The sequence below is a fragment of the Dyadobacter chenhuakuii genome (assembly GCF_023821985.2).
GTDB classification, from domain to species: Bacteria; Bacteroidota; Bacteroidia; order Cytophagales; family Spirosomataceae; genus Dyadobacter; species Dyadobacter chenhuakuii.
The window spans coordinates 4547484-4562482 of the sequence record NZ_CP098805.1 but is presented as its reverse complement, the minus strand read 5'-3'; the positions used below and the strand labels follow the sequence as shown (position 1 = coordinate 4562482).

Here is a 14999-nt window from a genome sequence, read left to right as displayed (position 1 = left end):
AATGCCGTGCTGACGGATTTTTTTAAAGGATCAATGGATTCAGTGGAGAATTAAGGGCTTCGCCAGCAGACTGGCCGCACATCCAGCGCTGCCGGTCGGCTTCCTGGTGTTTATTTTTAGGTTCCGTCACTTTTGCACCGTCGGCTATGAAAATAATGGTCATTACTTCACGCATCGTATCAGCCGATTTGTTTCCCGGAGCGGAATGCAATGTCCAGCCGTAATGCCAGGTCGCATCGCCCGCTTTCATGGTTTGTGCACGCGCAATTTTGAAACCCTTATCCTGAATAAATTTTTCAAGCATAGCCTCCGATTCATCGGAAATGGGCACATTCTCAACAAAACCGGCCCGGTGCGACCCCGAAGCAAATGTAAGCATGCCCATATCGACGTCTATATCAATCAGCGGCATCCACATGGTAATGGTGTTCTTGGTATCGACAGGCCAGTAATATTGGTCCTGGTGCCAGGGGGTGAAGCCACCGCCAGGCTCCTTATAAAGAGCCTGGTCGTGGTAAATTCTGACGTTCTCTACTCCCAAAAGGTCCGCGGCAATTTTTCCAAAGCGTTTGGCCAATGCATAATTCTTCACGTTTTCGTCTACTTCCCACAAATTTGTAATCTGTAAAAAAGCTTTTCCATACGTGTCCCTGTCTTCCAGCTTTCGCTTTTCGGTGTTGAACTTTGTGGCAGCATCGTTTATAACGTCCCTGTAACGAGACACTTCCACTTCATTCAGCACGCCAGGGATGAGCACATGACCATTTTCTCTGAATGCATTGATTTCAGTTTCAGAGATTGCCTTAAAATCAGCCAGATCGGGAGCAGTTCTGGTCGTCATAAATTTTTAAGAGTTTAGGAATAATCAATTTCAAATTTCGCTTCTTTTGTTGTTGGTGGCTAGGCTAATAATGGATATTTTGTGGCTAATATTATCTAGTTTTACCTCAACAAATCTACTACGATTAAGATAGTCAATGATAAAGGCCCTATTTGAGACGATTAATTCCGGATCGGATGCGTCGTTTCTGGTTAACTCATTCAATCTCGAAAAGTTTAACGTCCCCTATCATTTTCATCCCGAATTTGAACTTACATTGATCCTGAAAGGGAAAGGGAAGCGCTATGTAGGCAAGCAAATGGCCGATTTTGACGCCGGAGATCTTGTATTATTGGGCTCGGATCTGCCGCATTCCTGGAAATCGGAAAGCATTTCAACGCCTGGCTTTCACGCCAAGTCTATCGTAGCGCAGTTTGACAAAAGTTTCCTGGGGACCGACTTCTTTGACAGACCGGAACTGTCTAATATTCGCAACCTGCTAAAAATCAGCGCACACGGCATTCATTTCACGGGACAAACTGCCAAGGAAATAGGCGCCAGAATGAGCGTTTTGGCGCAGGAAGAAAATGCTTTGAAAAAAATGCTGCTGTTACTGGACATTCTAGAAGATCTGGCCGATTCCAAAGAATTTGTCCTGCTGGACCAGGACGGTGTTGTCGCCACTCAGATCAATAGTAATAAGGATCGCATTAATGCGGCGCTGGGCTACATTATCGATAATTTCCGGAATGATATTGTGCTGAATGAGGTGTCAGCAGTTGTTAATATGTCGCCCAATGCTTTTTGTAAATATTTCAAAAGGGTTACCAACAAAACTTTTCTGGATACAGTGATTGATTACCGCATTAATTTCGCCGTGCAACAGTTGCTGTCAACAGACCGGCCGGTTTCGGAAATCTCGTTTGACAGCGGTTTCGGCGACGTCTCCCATTTTTATAAACTCTTCAAAAGGCGCATGAAAATGAGCCCGCTTAATTATAGAAAAAGTTTTCAGAAGGGGCTTTAAGCTGGTTATTTACACGAGCTCATTTGCAAAAAGCATCCTCAATGTGATAAATGTCAGACTTCCCGTCTGGTTGGATGAGGATGGAAACAATGTCGAAGCGGATGTCGAACATCCAGTCTTTTTCGAAAATGTAATGTTCGGCTGCACGCATGATCAGGCGGGCTTTGGTCACGTTTACAAATTCTTCGGGCAAGCCGAAACCTGTGTTGCTGCGCGTTTTGACTTCGACGAAGATTAGCATCTTGTCTTTTGTAACAATGAGGTCGATTTCGGAATATCGGTTGCGATGGTTTTTCTCAACAATCTCAAACCCCTTCTGCGCCAAAAACGCCGCTGCCTGATCTTCACCCCAGTTTCCGAGGTCATTATGTGCTGCCATATTTATAATGTGTGGTTTAAAGGGTTTCTTTCAACAATTCTTTCAACTCCTTGTCGGGCATACTTTCACGGTCGCTTTTATCAAAAATAGCGATGAGAAACACCGTGGTTTCAGAAACCTGATAATAAGTAATAACCCTGCCGCCACCGGATTTTCCCTTTCCTTTGGACGCAATGGATAATCGGATCTTAAAGCAGCTTCGGCCTAGTGAGGTTCCTTGAGTAGGGTTGAGTTTGAGCGATTGGATGAGTTCGAAAAACTCTGATTTTAACGATGGATATTTCTTTGCAAGCCTTTTAAGTTCCGATTCGAATTTGGGAATGGTCTTTACCTTAAAGCTCATTAAAAAGGTCTTCTGCATCCCTGGCAGGCAGCTTGCCGGCTTTTACCAGATTCAGTTGCTCCACAGCTTCCTTCATGTCTTCTATCACATTACTTTGAAAAGGAGACAACGGCTTGGTTTTAACAAACGGAAGTCTTTGCAATAAACTCATTACAAAGGTGGCTTTCTCATCCTTAATGTCAAGCAGGACTTTCATATTGCTGAATTTGAGCCGTAATGGATTTGTTTCGAACATTTCTAATGCAAATTAGTGTTATTATAATAAAGAAGAAAACGTGCGCTTTAACCGCCTTTCTTCATTTAGACGTGGAAGGGTTTCCGAAGTCACGAAATCTTCTGAATTTTTTTTGAAAATTTTTTAAATGAATACCCTCATCAACAAACATGTTCATTTCCAGGATCTGGGACTGATTGATTATCAGGAGGCTTGGGATTATCAGGAGAAAATCTTTGCGGAGACGATCTCTGTGAAGACGGCGAACCGGAATCTCGGTACGGACGAGCAGCTTTTAACTCCCAACTATTTGCTTTTTTGCCAGCATCCGCACGTTTATACGCTTGGGAAAAGTGGAAAAGCGGATCATTTGCTTCTTGGTGAGAATGATCTTTTGGAAAAACAGGCAAAATATTACAAAATTAACCGCGGCGGCGACATTACTTATCATGGTCCCGGCCAGATCGTTGGTTACCCGATTTTTGATCTGGATAACTTTTTTACAGACATCCACCTCTATATGAGGACCCTGGAAGAGGCTATTATCCTCACATTGGCTGATTATGGGCTAATCGCCGGTAGGATTAATGGTTTGACGGGCGTTTGGTTTGATTTTGAAGAACAGAAAAATCCTAGAAAAATCTGTGCATTAGGGGTGAAATCTAGCCGGTGGGTTACGATGCATGGTTTTGCTTTGAATGTGAATACGGATCTTTCTTATTTTGGCAACATTGTGCCGTGCGGCATTCAGGATAAGGCAGTTACTTCCATGGCAGCGGAATTGGGCAGGGACTTGGATATGCAGGAAGTTTCAGATAAATTAAAAAATCATTTAGCAGGACTGTTCCAAATGGAGCTGTAAGTAGAGAATTAATGAAAAAAGACATCATATTTCACCCCGTTCAGGGCATACAGGTTGCAATTGTAAGGAGTATCAATGAAGCGCAGGCAGAAGAATGGAACGTGATCGTGATCAACCGGAATGCGCAGCCGATCACAAACGTTTTTGTTACGTCAAAAGGTTACGGCAGCGGTGAATCAGGTACAAATGCGGACCAGCGCACTTCCACACTCAGGCATTTCTTTCCCTTGATAAATGCAGGCGAACATGCTGTTGTTGAGCCTATTATGCCCGATGTTTTTCATCTTAACAACGAATTTTGGGTGAGCTATTTCATTGGAAATCAGATATACGATAAAAAGTTTATCTTCGTGCCCGACAGCATTATTGAAGATAACCTGATCCAGATCAGCCCGCTTGGTCTGGAGGGAGTAGTGCACGAGTAGCGGGGATTTTATACCAAACACACATTATGACTGATGAATTTAGAAAGCGTGCCAAGAACTTCTTGTTACTTGACATTGAAACGGTCTCTGCCTTCGCATCCTATGACCAGCTCCCCGAACGGATGCAGAAGCTTTGGGACAAAAAAACCCTGAGTTTCAGGAAAGGCGACGAAACGCTCTCCAATGCGGAATATTTCTATGATCGCGGCGCGATTTACTCGGAATTCGGAAAAATTGTATGCATTGCATTCGGTGCATTTTACTGGAATGATCACGATGAAATTTCGTTTAAAGTCAGCAGCTTTTCCGGAGATAATGAGGTAGATGTTCTTTTGCAGTTTAAAGCGTTAATAGAGAAATATCCACCCGAACAACTCATTTTGTGCGCACATAACGGTAAGGAATTCGACTTCCCCTTCCTGTGCCGCCGAATGCTGATCCATTGCATTGAAATTCCAAAAGCTTTACAGATTTCAGGTAAAAAACCATGGGAAATCCTGCATCAGGACACGATGGACCTTTGGAAATTTGGTGATTATAAAAGTTACACTTCCCTGGACTTGCTTGCAGCCGTTTTCGATATTCCCGGCAGTAAAAATGAAATGAGCGGCGACCAGGTAACGCGGGTTTATTGGGAAGAAAAAGATCTGGCCAAAATTTGTCGATATTGCAGGGAAGATGTTGTCGTTCTGGCACAGCTTTATCTGAGATTACACTGTTTCAAAGCCGTCCCGCCCGAGAATATTATCCGGATAGAATGAGTGGACGGAGCCAGCAATCCGCTTTTACATATGTGAAGGCATTACATTAAGAATAAATGAGAGATAAAAAGATAAAAGATAAACAAGGCAATGATAAGAAAGAGGCCAAAGCGCCTCATCATATCGTTTCCTACATCGATAATTTGAAGGCTGATATTGCGGCTTTCTTCGATCTGAACAGTGACCAGACGTTCCGGCCGTTTGATATCCACGACCATTTTGGCGTTCAGGATAAGAAGATCAGAGCGCTTATTAATGAAATCATACATGAGCTGGAAGAGTCCGGAAGGCTTGTGCACCAAAACGGCGGTTACACAGCCGGGCCGAATAAAGAAGTTAAAAAAGGGCTGACCGGCCGCGTAGACCGTGTTAACAAGTCGTTTGCGTTTGTGATCATTGAGGGCCGTGAAGACGACATTTACATTGAATCCGAAATGCTGAACGGCGCCTGGGATGGCGACATTGTGACGGTTCAGCCACTGACAAAAAACAGTCGGAATTCAAGATCCGGCCGCAATGATTCGGGCAAAACCCGTGTGGAAGGTCGCGTTGCGGAGATTGTGGAACGATCGGGCACCGATATTGTCGGGGTGATAGAAATTACGTCCCGCTATGCTGTCGTCCAACCGGATAACAAAAAGCTTTTTGACCCTATTTACATTGAACCGGAAGAGGTTAAGGACGCGGAGAATGGTGATAAGGTGATTGTAAAAGTTACCCAATGGCCTACGCGCAGAAGCCAGGCGGAGGGCGAGATCGTTGAAGTTCTTGGAAAAGCCGGTAATAATGATGTCGAAATGCATGCCATTCTTGCTGAGTTCGGACTTCCCTATCATTTTCCGGAAACAGTTGAAGCGGAAGCCCAGCGAATTCCGGATAAGATTTCAAAAAAGGACATTGCAAAACGGAAAGATATCCGTGACGTGCTGACGTTTACAATCGACCCGGTTGATGCGAAAGATTTTGACGATGCACTTTCTGTGCGTTATCTGGATGAAGGTAATGTTGAAGTCGGCGTGCACATTGCGGACGTTTCGCATTATGTACTGCCTGGAACCGAGTTGGAAAAAGAAGCTTACCGCCGTGCTACATCGGTTTATCTGGTGGACCGGACTGTTCCGATGCTTCCTGAAAAACTGTCCAATAATCTTTGCTCACTTCGCCCTAACGAGGATAAGTTATCGTTCTCAGCGATTTTTGAAATAAGTCCGAAAGGAAAAGTGCTCAAAGAATGGTTTGGCAGGACAGTCATACATTCGGACAGGCGATTTTCCTATGAAGAAGCGCAAGCCGTTTTGGATTCGGGAGAGGGAGATTATCCGCGCGAGCTGAACACATTGAATACGCTGGCCAAAATTCTGAGAAAAGAGCGGTTCAAAATCGGCGCCATTAATTTCGAGACAACGGAAGTTCGGTTCAAGCTGGACGAGCAAGGAAAACCCCTGGGCATTTATACCAAAGAACGCCACGATTCCAACAAGCTGATTGAAGAATTCATGCTTCTTGCCAACAAAAGGGTGGCGGAATATGTGTTTTCACTTTCAAAAGGCGAGAATAAAAATACAATGGTGTACCGGGTCCATGAAGCACCGGACACCGACCGTTTGCAGACTTTCGCCAATTTCGTTGGTAAACTGGGCTATAAACTCGAAGTGGAGGAGGAAAATAAAATCGCCAAATCCATGAACAGCATGCTTTCGAAAGTAGAAGGCAAACCGGAGCAAAACCTGATCGAATCCCTGGCGGTGCGAACCATGGCAAAGGCAAGGTATAGTATTGATGATCTGGGCCATTTCGGACTGGCTTTCCAACGCTATTCCCATTTTACGTCGCCCATTCGTCGTTACCCGGACGTGATGGCGCACAGGCTGTTGCAACATTATCTGGATGGTGGCAATTCTGTGCCTAGTGAAAGCTATGAAGAGGCGTCCAAGCATTCGTCTGAAAGAGAAAGGCTCGCTGCGGAGGCCGAAAGGGCTTCGATCAAATACAAGCAGGTTGAGTACATGAGTATGATGGACAAAGACCGCGAGTTTGACGGGATCATTACCGGCGTAACTGAATTCGGGATTTTCGTCGAAATAACGGAGACCGCTTCCGAAGGCCTGATCCGTATGACAGACCTTGGAGATGACTACTACGAGTTGGATAAGGAAAATTACCGGCTTCTGGGTCAGCGGACCAAGAAGATCTATACGTTTGGCGACAAGGTGAAGGTGAAAGTCAAAGATACAAACCTTGCCAGGAGAAGCATGGATCTGTATCTGGCTGGAACGATCCCATCGCCAGCTAGAAATAACAATGGCTCGGGTGATCGGGACAGGCGGCCCAGGGAGTCGCGCGAGTCGCGTTCTTCCGGAAAAAGCGGACGTTCATCAACTTCATCTTCCCGCTCCTCTTCCGCACCGAAGCCGAAAGAGCGCCGCAAGCGGCGATAGTTAGGCGGGTAAGCTTGCCATTGGTTAATTTCGCCAGAGGTAAGTTAGAATATAAGCGATTGGTGCTTTGATGTTTTGCCACGGATACACGAATTTTCACTAATCGTTATTCGTGAACATTCGTGCATCCGTGGCAACAAAAAAATCAAAAATCCAATGCTCAAAAACCTAGCACTCCTATCTTTTCTATTCCTATCTATCAGCTTAAAAGCCCAAAAAGCCGCTGACAAGGAAGAATGGCAATCATTGTTCAATGGCAAAGACCTGACGGGCTGGGACATTAAGATTGCGGGGCATAAGGTGAATGATAATTACAAAAACACCTTCATTGTTGAGGACAACATGATCCGGGTGAACTATAAGGAATACGAAAAGTTTACGACCGAATACGGGCATATGTATTACAACAAGCCCTTTTCTCATTATAAGATCCGGCTCCAATATCGCTTTACCGGCAATCAGGTGCCCGGCGGGGCTTCCTGGAATGTGAGAAACAGCGGTATAATGCTTCATTCGCAGTCTGCTGCGAGCTTAGGTCTCGATCAGGACTTCCCTATTTCTCTGGAAATGCAATATTTGGGTGGGTTAAATGCAGGTGAACGCACAACGGGCAACCTTTGTACACCCGGGACCATTGTGGAGATCAATGGCAAAGTGGATGAGGCGCATTGCATCAATTCCAGCTCAAAAACTTACAATGGAGACCAGTGGGTAACTGCCGAGGCGATTGTATTGGGCGACTCGATCGTTTACCATATGATCGAAGGCGACACTGTCCTGGTCTTTACAAATCCAAAAATTGGTGGTGGTTATGTTGGTAAAAATCATACATTTAAAGATGGGAAAGTAGGCAGCGAAGCGGAATGGGTGCGCAAAGACAATACGCCGCTTGGAAGCGGTTACATCGCACTTCAGGCCGAAAGCCATCCCATTGATTTCAGGAACATTCAATTGCTCAATTTAAAGGGTTGTATGGATCCGAAAGCGTCTAATTATAAGTCTTATTATCAGTACGCGGACAACAGAAGTTGCACGTTTAATAAGTAGCAGCCAGCGGTGACGCATTTGCTCCGTCACGCCAAGTAGTTTTGATTATATTTGGTAACATCATTTTCTTTAACCCATTACAACATGAGCATTGTTCAGCGCGTCATTCGCAAGGCCGAATCTCTTAAAGACCATTATTTCCCTTTAAAAGAATTTGACTCTTCTACGCTCCCCTGGATTGACAAGCCTGGTGCCAACATTGCCGACTTCCTGGCAAAACATCCACCTCGTTACAAAGTGCCTTATAACATGGCAGAAAAGCTCGAAAACTGGGAACAAAAAGGTTACGCCGTTCTCGAGAATGTTATCTCGGAAGAAATGATCGATAAATTCTGGGGCGATTTCCAGGAGCTGGTACAGAATCCTGACAAATATGACCTCTCTGTCCGCATAGATCTGGATGAGTTTAAACCAAATCAGGAACGGAACATAAAGGAATTCCCAAAAGAAGCATTGCTGGGTAAATATGTGAAGATCAATGATTTTCACAACTCTTCGGTGGCGGGAAAAAAACTGATGACGCATCCTGCCATTGTTTCATTCCTGGAAGCAATTTTTAATCAAAAAGTGGTGGTCATGCAGAGCCTCGTCTTTATGTATGGAAGCCAGCAGCCCACGCATCAGGATTTTCCCTGGGTAACGGCCAAAATTCCAAGCCACCTGGCAGCCGCGTGGATCGCTTTGGAAGACATTAAAATCGATTCAGGCCCGCTTTATTACTACATTGGCTCACATAAAATGCCAAAATTTGACTTCGGAAGCGGTATTTTGTTCAAAAAAGATTCAACCAAATCACCGCTCGAATTTGCTCAGTATCTCGACAAAACCTGTGCAGAGCATCAGTATCCGAAGGAAACATTGCTCATTAAGAAAGGTGATGTGCTGATCTGGCACGCAGCGCTCGCGCACGGAGGTTCAATGATCACCAATCCGGAACAAACCAGAAAATCGTTCGTTTGCCATTATTCAACCGAACAGGCATTGCCTTACCACAGAAATTTTGTAACCCAGGAGCCTGTTAAGCAGGAGTTCAATGGCGTTTACATCTATAACAACCCTGTTTTCCCCCAATCCGAGGATGTATTGAAATAATTAATAACCAATTCATTTTTGGTTTTTTATATTTTTGCAAAAAATGGACGTTTATACTGGACACAGCATCGTCCATTTTTTGTTTTATATCATTTGCCAATCTCCCTGAATGAAAAACACAACACTCCGGTTAGTCTTGATTATAGGTTTGCTCGCCGGGGTAAACTGGTTGGCTTCACAATTCTTCTTTCGATGGGATCTTACGGAGGATAAGCGTTATAGCATTTCGGAGGCTACAAAACAGCTTTTAAGTGATCTGGACAAAGATATTATTGTTAATGTTTACCTAAATGGCGATCTGCCCGCCGGTTTTGAAAGGCTGGAAAGTGCGACGCGTGAAACATTGGAGGAATTTAAAACCTACGCAAACGGCCATCTGATCATCAATTATTCGGATCCATCCGAGGCATCCAGTGAAGAGCAAAGGCAAAAGCAATATTTGAATCTTGTAGACCGGGGTTTAACCCCAACCAATGTCTTTGCAAACGAAGATGGCAAACGAACGGAAAAGATCATTTTTCCGGGAGTAATCGTTCAGGCGGATACGATGTCTGTCCCGGTGCAGCTCCTGAAAGGAAACAGATCCAGCTCCCCGGAAGAACAGCTTAACCAGTCCTATGAGGGTGTAGAATTTGAAATTGCATCCGCTATCCGGCTTTTAGGCAGCCAGGAACATAAAAAAGTCGGGCTGGTGGTAAGTCATACCAAAATCTCCCCTGCCCGATTGAGCGACCTGATAGCGACCATTCAGCAGAGCTACGATGTGTTTCTGGACATGAACAATCCCGAATCCTATGAGGGACTCGATGCATTACTTGTGCTGAAACCCGACAGCGCATTTTCGGATGATGAAAAATTTAAGCTTGACCAATACATTATGGGAGGCGGGAAAGCGCTTTTCTTTGTTGATGGGGCGCGTGTCGACAGCGTTAGTCTGGATGGGAATTATGCGCAGCCACAGGATTTGAATCTGAATGACCTGTTCTTTAAATGGGGCGCTCGTGTGAATACAAACCTTGTGAAAGACTTAAATTGTGCCGAAATTCTGCTGAATGTCGGCAATATGGGCGACAAGCCGGAGATCAGGCCTATGCCCTGGCGTTTTTTCCCCTTGCTGAATAACTTTGGCACACATACGATCACGAGGAACCTCAATGCAGTTTATACAAGATTTTTGAGCTCGATTGACACGGTTGGCGGCGTTCCTGAAATCAATAAAACACCATTACTAATGACTTCCGGCTACACGCAGGTCGTAAATGCACCCGCATTGGTAGGTTACAACGAAGCGCGTAAGGATCCGGATCCGGCGACTTATAATAATGGGACAAAACTGGCGGGTGTCCTTTTGGAAGGGTCATTCACATCTCTGTTTGCCAACAGAATTTTACCCGGCGACCCACGCGCTGCAAAATTTAAATCAAAGGGAAATCCGGCGAAAGTGATCATTTGCTCAGACGGTGATTTGATTGTAAATGATTATGATTATAAAAGGAATGCTCCGCTTCCGCTCGGTTACGACCGCGTGACGAAACAAACATTCGGAAACAAGGACTTCGTGATGCATGCGCTTGATTACATGACGGACGCAAACGGATTGATCAAAGCACGCAACAAACAGATCGACATTCGGGCATTGGACAAAATCCAGATCCAGGAAAATAAGAAATTCTGGCAGGCACTCAATTTACTCTTGCCTATTGCGCTAATCGGGATTTTTGGAGCGTTGCGCTACTATCTTCGTGTGCGAAAATTCACCTGATAAGGGCTGCTTCATCGGTAATTTTTTATACTTTTGTTCACTACAAGACAGATTTTTTCAAACCTGTCTTTCTATAAATTTATCATCTAAACACTTACGTCACGAATTATGAAGTTTGTCGTTTCGTCATCAGTTCTACTCAAACAGCTATCTGCTATAAACGGTGTCGTTTCAACGAACCCAATTGTGCCTATTCTTGAGAACTTCCTTTTATCGCTGGAAGGCAATACATTAACCGTGACGGCTTCTGACCTGCAAACGGTGATGATCACTGAAATCGAGGTTGAATCTTCTGAAAAAGGAGCCATTGCGATCCCTGCTAAATTGTTGCTGGATACGCTTCGCGGATTGCCTGAGCAGCCGATCACATTGCAAGTGAATAGTGAAACATTCGGAACAGAGATCATCTCTGACAATGGTCGCTACAAGCTCTCAGGCGAAAATCCAATCGATTTCCCTAAGACACCGGCTGTTAATCGCGGCCAATCCGTTGACTTTTCTTCGTCTGCATTAGGTGCGGCCATAGCGAATACATTGTTCGCCACCAGCACAGACGATCTTCGGCCTGCTATGACCGGGGTTTTCGTTCAAATGGGGACAGAAAACGCAACATTCGTGGCAACGGACGGTCACCGCCTGGTAAGATATCGCCGGACGGATATCAAATCTGATGTAGATACATCGATGATCATTCAGCGGAAAGCATTGAATTTGTTGAAGTCTTGCTTGCCATCCGAAGATTTGCCGGTTAAAGCTGAATTCACTTCCAGCAATGCCTTTTTCAGCTTTGGAAATATCCGCATGATCTGCCGCCTGATTGACGAGCGTTTCCCGGATTATGAGAATGCGATTCCAACGAACAATCAAAATACGCTTACCATCAACAGGATGGAAATCCTTAGTTCGCTAAGACGTATTTCCATCTATTCCAACAGAACAACGCATCAGGTTCGCTTGAAAATGTCATTGAACGACCTCGTAATTTCAGCTGAGGACCTTGATTATTCCAACGAAGCAAATGAGCGCTTAATGTGCGAATATAATGGCGATGACATGGAAATTGGCTTCAATGCTAAGTTCCTCATCGAGGTTTTAGGTAACCTTTCCAGCAAGACAATTACATTCGAATTATCTGCTCCAAATCGCGCTGGTTTGATCATTCCAGTGGACCAGGAGGAGAATGAAGATATCTTAATGCTGGTGATGCCAGTAATGTTAAACACTTACGTTTAGCAGTTTACCCCAACCCCTTGAAGGGGCTTACAGATGTTATTTAAGTAAAACAAGTCCCTTTAGGGATTTAGGGTTTTACCCCTTAAAGAAAATCCAGCTACGCTCAGCTGGATTTTCTTGCTTTATCTCGTTACCAATCAACTCTTTAACTTATTTTAACAATTAACTACGAAAAAAATCGTAGCTAGGGCTTGCATGTACGATTTTTTTCGTAGACATTTGATACGAAGATTATCGTATAACATTTCTGTCATGTACATCAAGCCAACCGATTCCGAACTAAAAATTTTAAATTACCTCTGGCAAGCAGGCCCCAGCACCGTGCGTGCAGTTCATGATGCCTTGTCTGTGACCAAAGATGTGGGTTACACAACTACATTAAAGCTTATGCAGATCATGCATGACAAAGGACTTTTGTATCGCACCGAACAGGGTCGCTCGCACATTTATGTTGCGTTGCTGGGGAAAGAGGAGACACAGCAAAACTTGCTGGGCAAATTGGTGGAAACTGCATTTCAGGGCTCAGCCGCACAGATGGTTATGCAAGCACTGGGAAACCATTCCACCTCCAAAGAAGAACTAGATGAAATACGTGCGTTATTAAACAATCTTGAAAACAATCGTTAGCCATGAAAATAATCCAAAACCTTCTTTCTGACCAAGCCGTCACTTCCTTTGGATGGACTTTGATTCATTCCCTCTGGCAAGGCACATTAATCGCTGTTATCGCCATAGCTGGCTTCTATCTGCTTCGCCGCAAATCTGCCAATCTGAAATACGTTTTTGGCGTCGGATTTTTGGCCGCTCAGGTTTTCGTATCCGGACTCACATTCATTTATTATTATTTTAAAGGAACGTCAGCGGCAATAGTCGACGCAGGCCTAGGCGCTAAATCCAATGAAATGATCCATTTGGCCAGTTCCACAATGAACCGTGCGATGGATACACAACTTCCACTTTCGTTTAAGATTCAGATTTGGCTATCGGCCCATTTAAACGAACTGGTTGTATGCTGGCTTATTGGCGCTGCTTTTCTGCTCTTGCGTTTTGCAGGCGGATGGATCTTTACGGAAAGATTGCGCACAAAAGCCAACATTGTCATGGATAAAGAATGGCGTGCCCGATTTGGCGTGATGATTGCTAAAATGAACATTACGCAATCGGTTGAATTCCGGGAGTCCGCCAAAATTGTAACGCCTATGGTCATTGGAGCCCTTAGCCCGGTCGTGTTGATTCCGATCGGTTTGCTTTCCGGGTTTTCGACTTCGCAAGTGGAGGCGATTTTGGCACACGAACTGGCGCATATCCGTCGCAATGATTATTTGATCAACATGCTGCAATCTTTTGTGGAAGTTGTTTTCTTTTTCCATCCTGCCATATGGTGGCTATCGGACCGGATCCGGGCGGAACGTGAACATTGCTGTGACGACATTGCACTGAGCGTTTGCGGGGACAAAATGTCACTAGCGCACGCATTGGTAAAAGTGGCCGAATGGCAGCACACGCCTGGTTTTGCGATGGCCTTTGCTTCTAAAAAACCATTGCTTCTACAACGGATTCAGCGCGTTATGGGCATAAGCCCGAAGCCTGCGACACTTGGTAATTTCCCCATCATATTTTTTGCATTAAGTTTGGCCATTGGTGTTTCCGTTTATGCTGTCGCCCAAAAAAGTGACAAGCAAAAAGTGGCAAAAAAGATCACAAAACCGGTCACCAAAAAGCACAAGCAACACACTTATAAAGTTAAGGAGGGTAATGTTTACCAAATTGCTGCTAACGAACCGATTGACATTCACGTAGATGATGTTGCGGAAATAAGCATCCCAGATTTTGACATCCCTTCAATTGAAATTCCCGAGTTTGAAATCCCTGAAATTGACTTCGCCGGTATGGCAGACGTTCCCTTTATGAACGACTCGACGCAGAAAAAGATGAACGAGATCCATCGCAAGCTGCAAGCATTGCAGGCAGAAATGGAGCCATATAATCAGCGTATTGAGGAGCTTAATCTCGAAATGGAAAAATACCGGTTCGAGGTGGAGCGTGTGGAAAGGAATATGGAGAAGCTCGATTGGAAAAAAGAAGGCGCTATGGAGCTGCGCGAAGATCTGATGGAAAAAAGATCCTCGCTTCTGGAAAAATCCCGTTCCAATGATGCCAAGATTAACGAACAGGAATTGGAAAAGCAACTGGCTGATTTCGAACAACAGATCAAAGCACAAGAGCAAATTATTTCCGAGCTGAATGCACAAATCGCTTCTACGAGAAAAGAAACATTAAAAGCGGAAGAGCCGATCCGAAATCTTGAAAAAGAAATGGAAGGCCTTCGTGAAAAGATGGAATCGATCGGTGAGAAAATGGGCGTTGAATCACTTGGTCTTGCGCGCTTCGAAGCCAGATCCGTCCCGCGAGCAAAGGTTGCACGTGTTCCTCGACCCGCAAAGGCCACTTCTATCCGGAGCGGACAAGCGCCACCTCCACCGCCCGCGCCTGCAAAGGCAAAAGCACCGAAAGCTCCTGCTCCGCCCGCGGCACCAGCAGCACCAGCGGAAAAATAATTAGACAAAATGCAGAAAAGCCGGTTACAACAATGTGT

15 protein-coding genes are annotated in these 14999 nt (G+C 44.8%); 11 read left to right on the top strand and 4 right to left on the bottom strand.

Annotation, left to right across the window (positions count from 1 at the left end; translation table 11 throughout):
- Positions 1-22: 22 nt before the first annotated feature.
- A complete protein-coding gene (locus NFI80_RS18970; protein ID WP_235165799.1) occupies positions 23-841 on the bottom strand; it encodes a phytanoyl-CoA dioxygenase family protein in 819 nt (272 codons plus the stop codon).
- Between the two features lie 136 nt (positions 842-977).
- Between NFI80_RS18970 and NFI80_RS18965 the strand changes: the two genes are divergently transcribed.
- Positions 978-1847, top strand: coding sequence for an AraC family transcriptional regulator (locus NFI80_RS18965; protein WP_051350289.1), 870 nt, complete (start codon positions 978-980; stop codon positions 1845-1847).
- Positions 1848-1866: 19 nt separating this feature from the next.
- Here the strand turns inward: NFI80_RS18965 and NFI80_RS18960 are convergent, their stop codons facing one another.
- From NFI80_RS18960 to NFI80_RS18950, 3 genes are read right to left on the bottom strand one after another with little or no spacing between them, the layout of a single operon-like run.
- Positions 1867-2226: a YraN family protein gene (locus tag NFI80_RS18960; RefSeq protein ID WP_235165798.1), complete on the bottom strand. Its 360-nt coding sequence runs from the start codon at positions 2224-2226 to the stop codon at positions 1867-1869.
- A gap of 16 nt (positions 2227-2242) precedes the next feature.
- A complete protein-coding gene (locus NFI80_RS18955) occupies positions 2243-2569 on the bottom strand; it encodes a type II toxin-antitoxin system RelE/ParE family toxin (protein ID WP_235165797.1) in 327 nt (108 codons plus the stop codon).
- Positions 2559-2765, bottom strand: a complete 207-nt coding sequence (locus tag NFI80_RS18950; RefSeq protein ID WP_235165796.1) for a hypothetical protein — start codon at positions 2763-2765, stop codon at positions 2559-2561. The genes NFI80_RS18955 and NFI80_RS18950 overlap by 11 nt, the downstream gene beginning before the upstream one ends.
- 166 nt (positions 2766-2931) lie before the next feature.
- On the opposite strand from NFI80_RS18950, the gene lipB reads away from it, so the two are divergent.
- The 10 genes from lipB (at position 2932) to NFI80_RS18900 (ending at position 14961) form a co-directional block, all read left to right on the top strand.
- Complete coding sequence (lipB, locus tag NFI80_RS18945; RefSeq protein ID WP_235165794.1) at positions 2932-3645, top strand: lipoyl(octanoyl) transferase LipB; 714 nt, start codon at positions 2932-2934, stop codon at positions 3643-3645.
- Positions 3646-3656: 11 nt separating this feature from the next.
- On the top strand, positions 3657-4070 hold the full coding sequence (locus tag NFI80_RS18940) for a hypothetical protein (protein WP_233799173.1): 414 nt from the start codon (positions 3657-3659) through the stop codon (positions 4068-4070).
- Between the two features lie 26 nt (positions 4071-4096).
- Positions 4097-4831, top strand: a complete 735-nt coding sequence (locus tag NFI80_RS18935; protein ID WP_235165793.1) for a 3'-5' exonuclease — start codon at positions 4097-4099, stop codon at positions 4829-4831.
- A gap of 56 nt (positions 4832-4887) precedes the next feature.
- Positions 4888-7269, top strand: a complete 2382-nt coding sequence (rnr, locus tag NFI80_RS18930) for a ribonuclease R (RefSeq protein ID WP_235165792.1) — start codon at positions 4888-4890, stop codon at positions 7267-7269.
- A gap of 156 nt (positions 7270-7425) precedes the next feature.
- The gene (locus NFI80_RS18925; RefSeq protein WP_235165791.1) at positions 7426-8316 is read left to right on the top strand and encodes a 3-keto-disaccharide hydrolase; all 891 of its coding nucleotides are present in this window, start codon (positions 7426-7428) and stop codon (positions 8314-8316) included.
- 84 nt (positions 8317-8400) lie between these two features.
- Complete coding sequence (locus NFI80_RS18920; protein WP_235165790.1) at positions 8401-9408, top strand: phytanoyl-CoA dioxygenase family protein; 1008 nt, start codon at positions 8401-8403, stop codon at positions 9406-9408.
- Between the two features lie 109 nt (positions 9409-9517).
- The gene (gene gldG, locus NFI80_RS18915) at positions 9518-11170 is read left to right on the top strand and encodes a gliding motility-associated ABC transporter substrate-binding protein GldG (protein WP_235165789.1); all 1653 of its coding nucleotides are present in this window, start codon (positions 9518-9520) and stop codon (positions 11168-11170) included.
- A gap of 108 nt (positions 11171-11278) precedes the next feature.
- Positions 11279-12403 carry a DNA polymerase III subunit beta gene (gene dnaN, locus NFI80_RS18910; RefSeq protein ID WP_233799181.1) on the top strand — a complete coding sequence of 375 codons (1125 nt, stop codon included), beginning with the start codon at positions 11279-11281 and terminating at the stop codon, positions 12401-12403.
- A gap of 252 nt (positions 12404-12655) precedes the next feature.
- Positions 12656-13030, top strand: a complete 375-nt coding sequence (locus tag NFI80_RS18905) for a BlaI/MecI/CopY family transcriptional regulator (RefSeq protein WP_235165787.1) — start codon at positions 12656-12658, stop codon at positions 13028-13030.
- Between the two features lie 2 nt (positions 13031-13032).
- Complete coding sequence (locus NFI80_RS18900) at positions 13033-14961, top strand: M56 family metallopeptidase (protein WP_235165786.1); 1929 nt, start codon at positions 13033-13035, stop codon at positions 14959-14961.
- Positions 14962-14999: the final 38 nt, after the last annotated feature.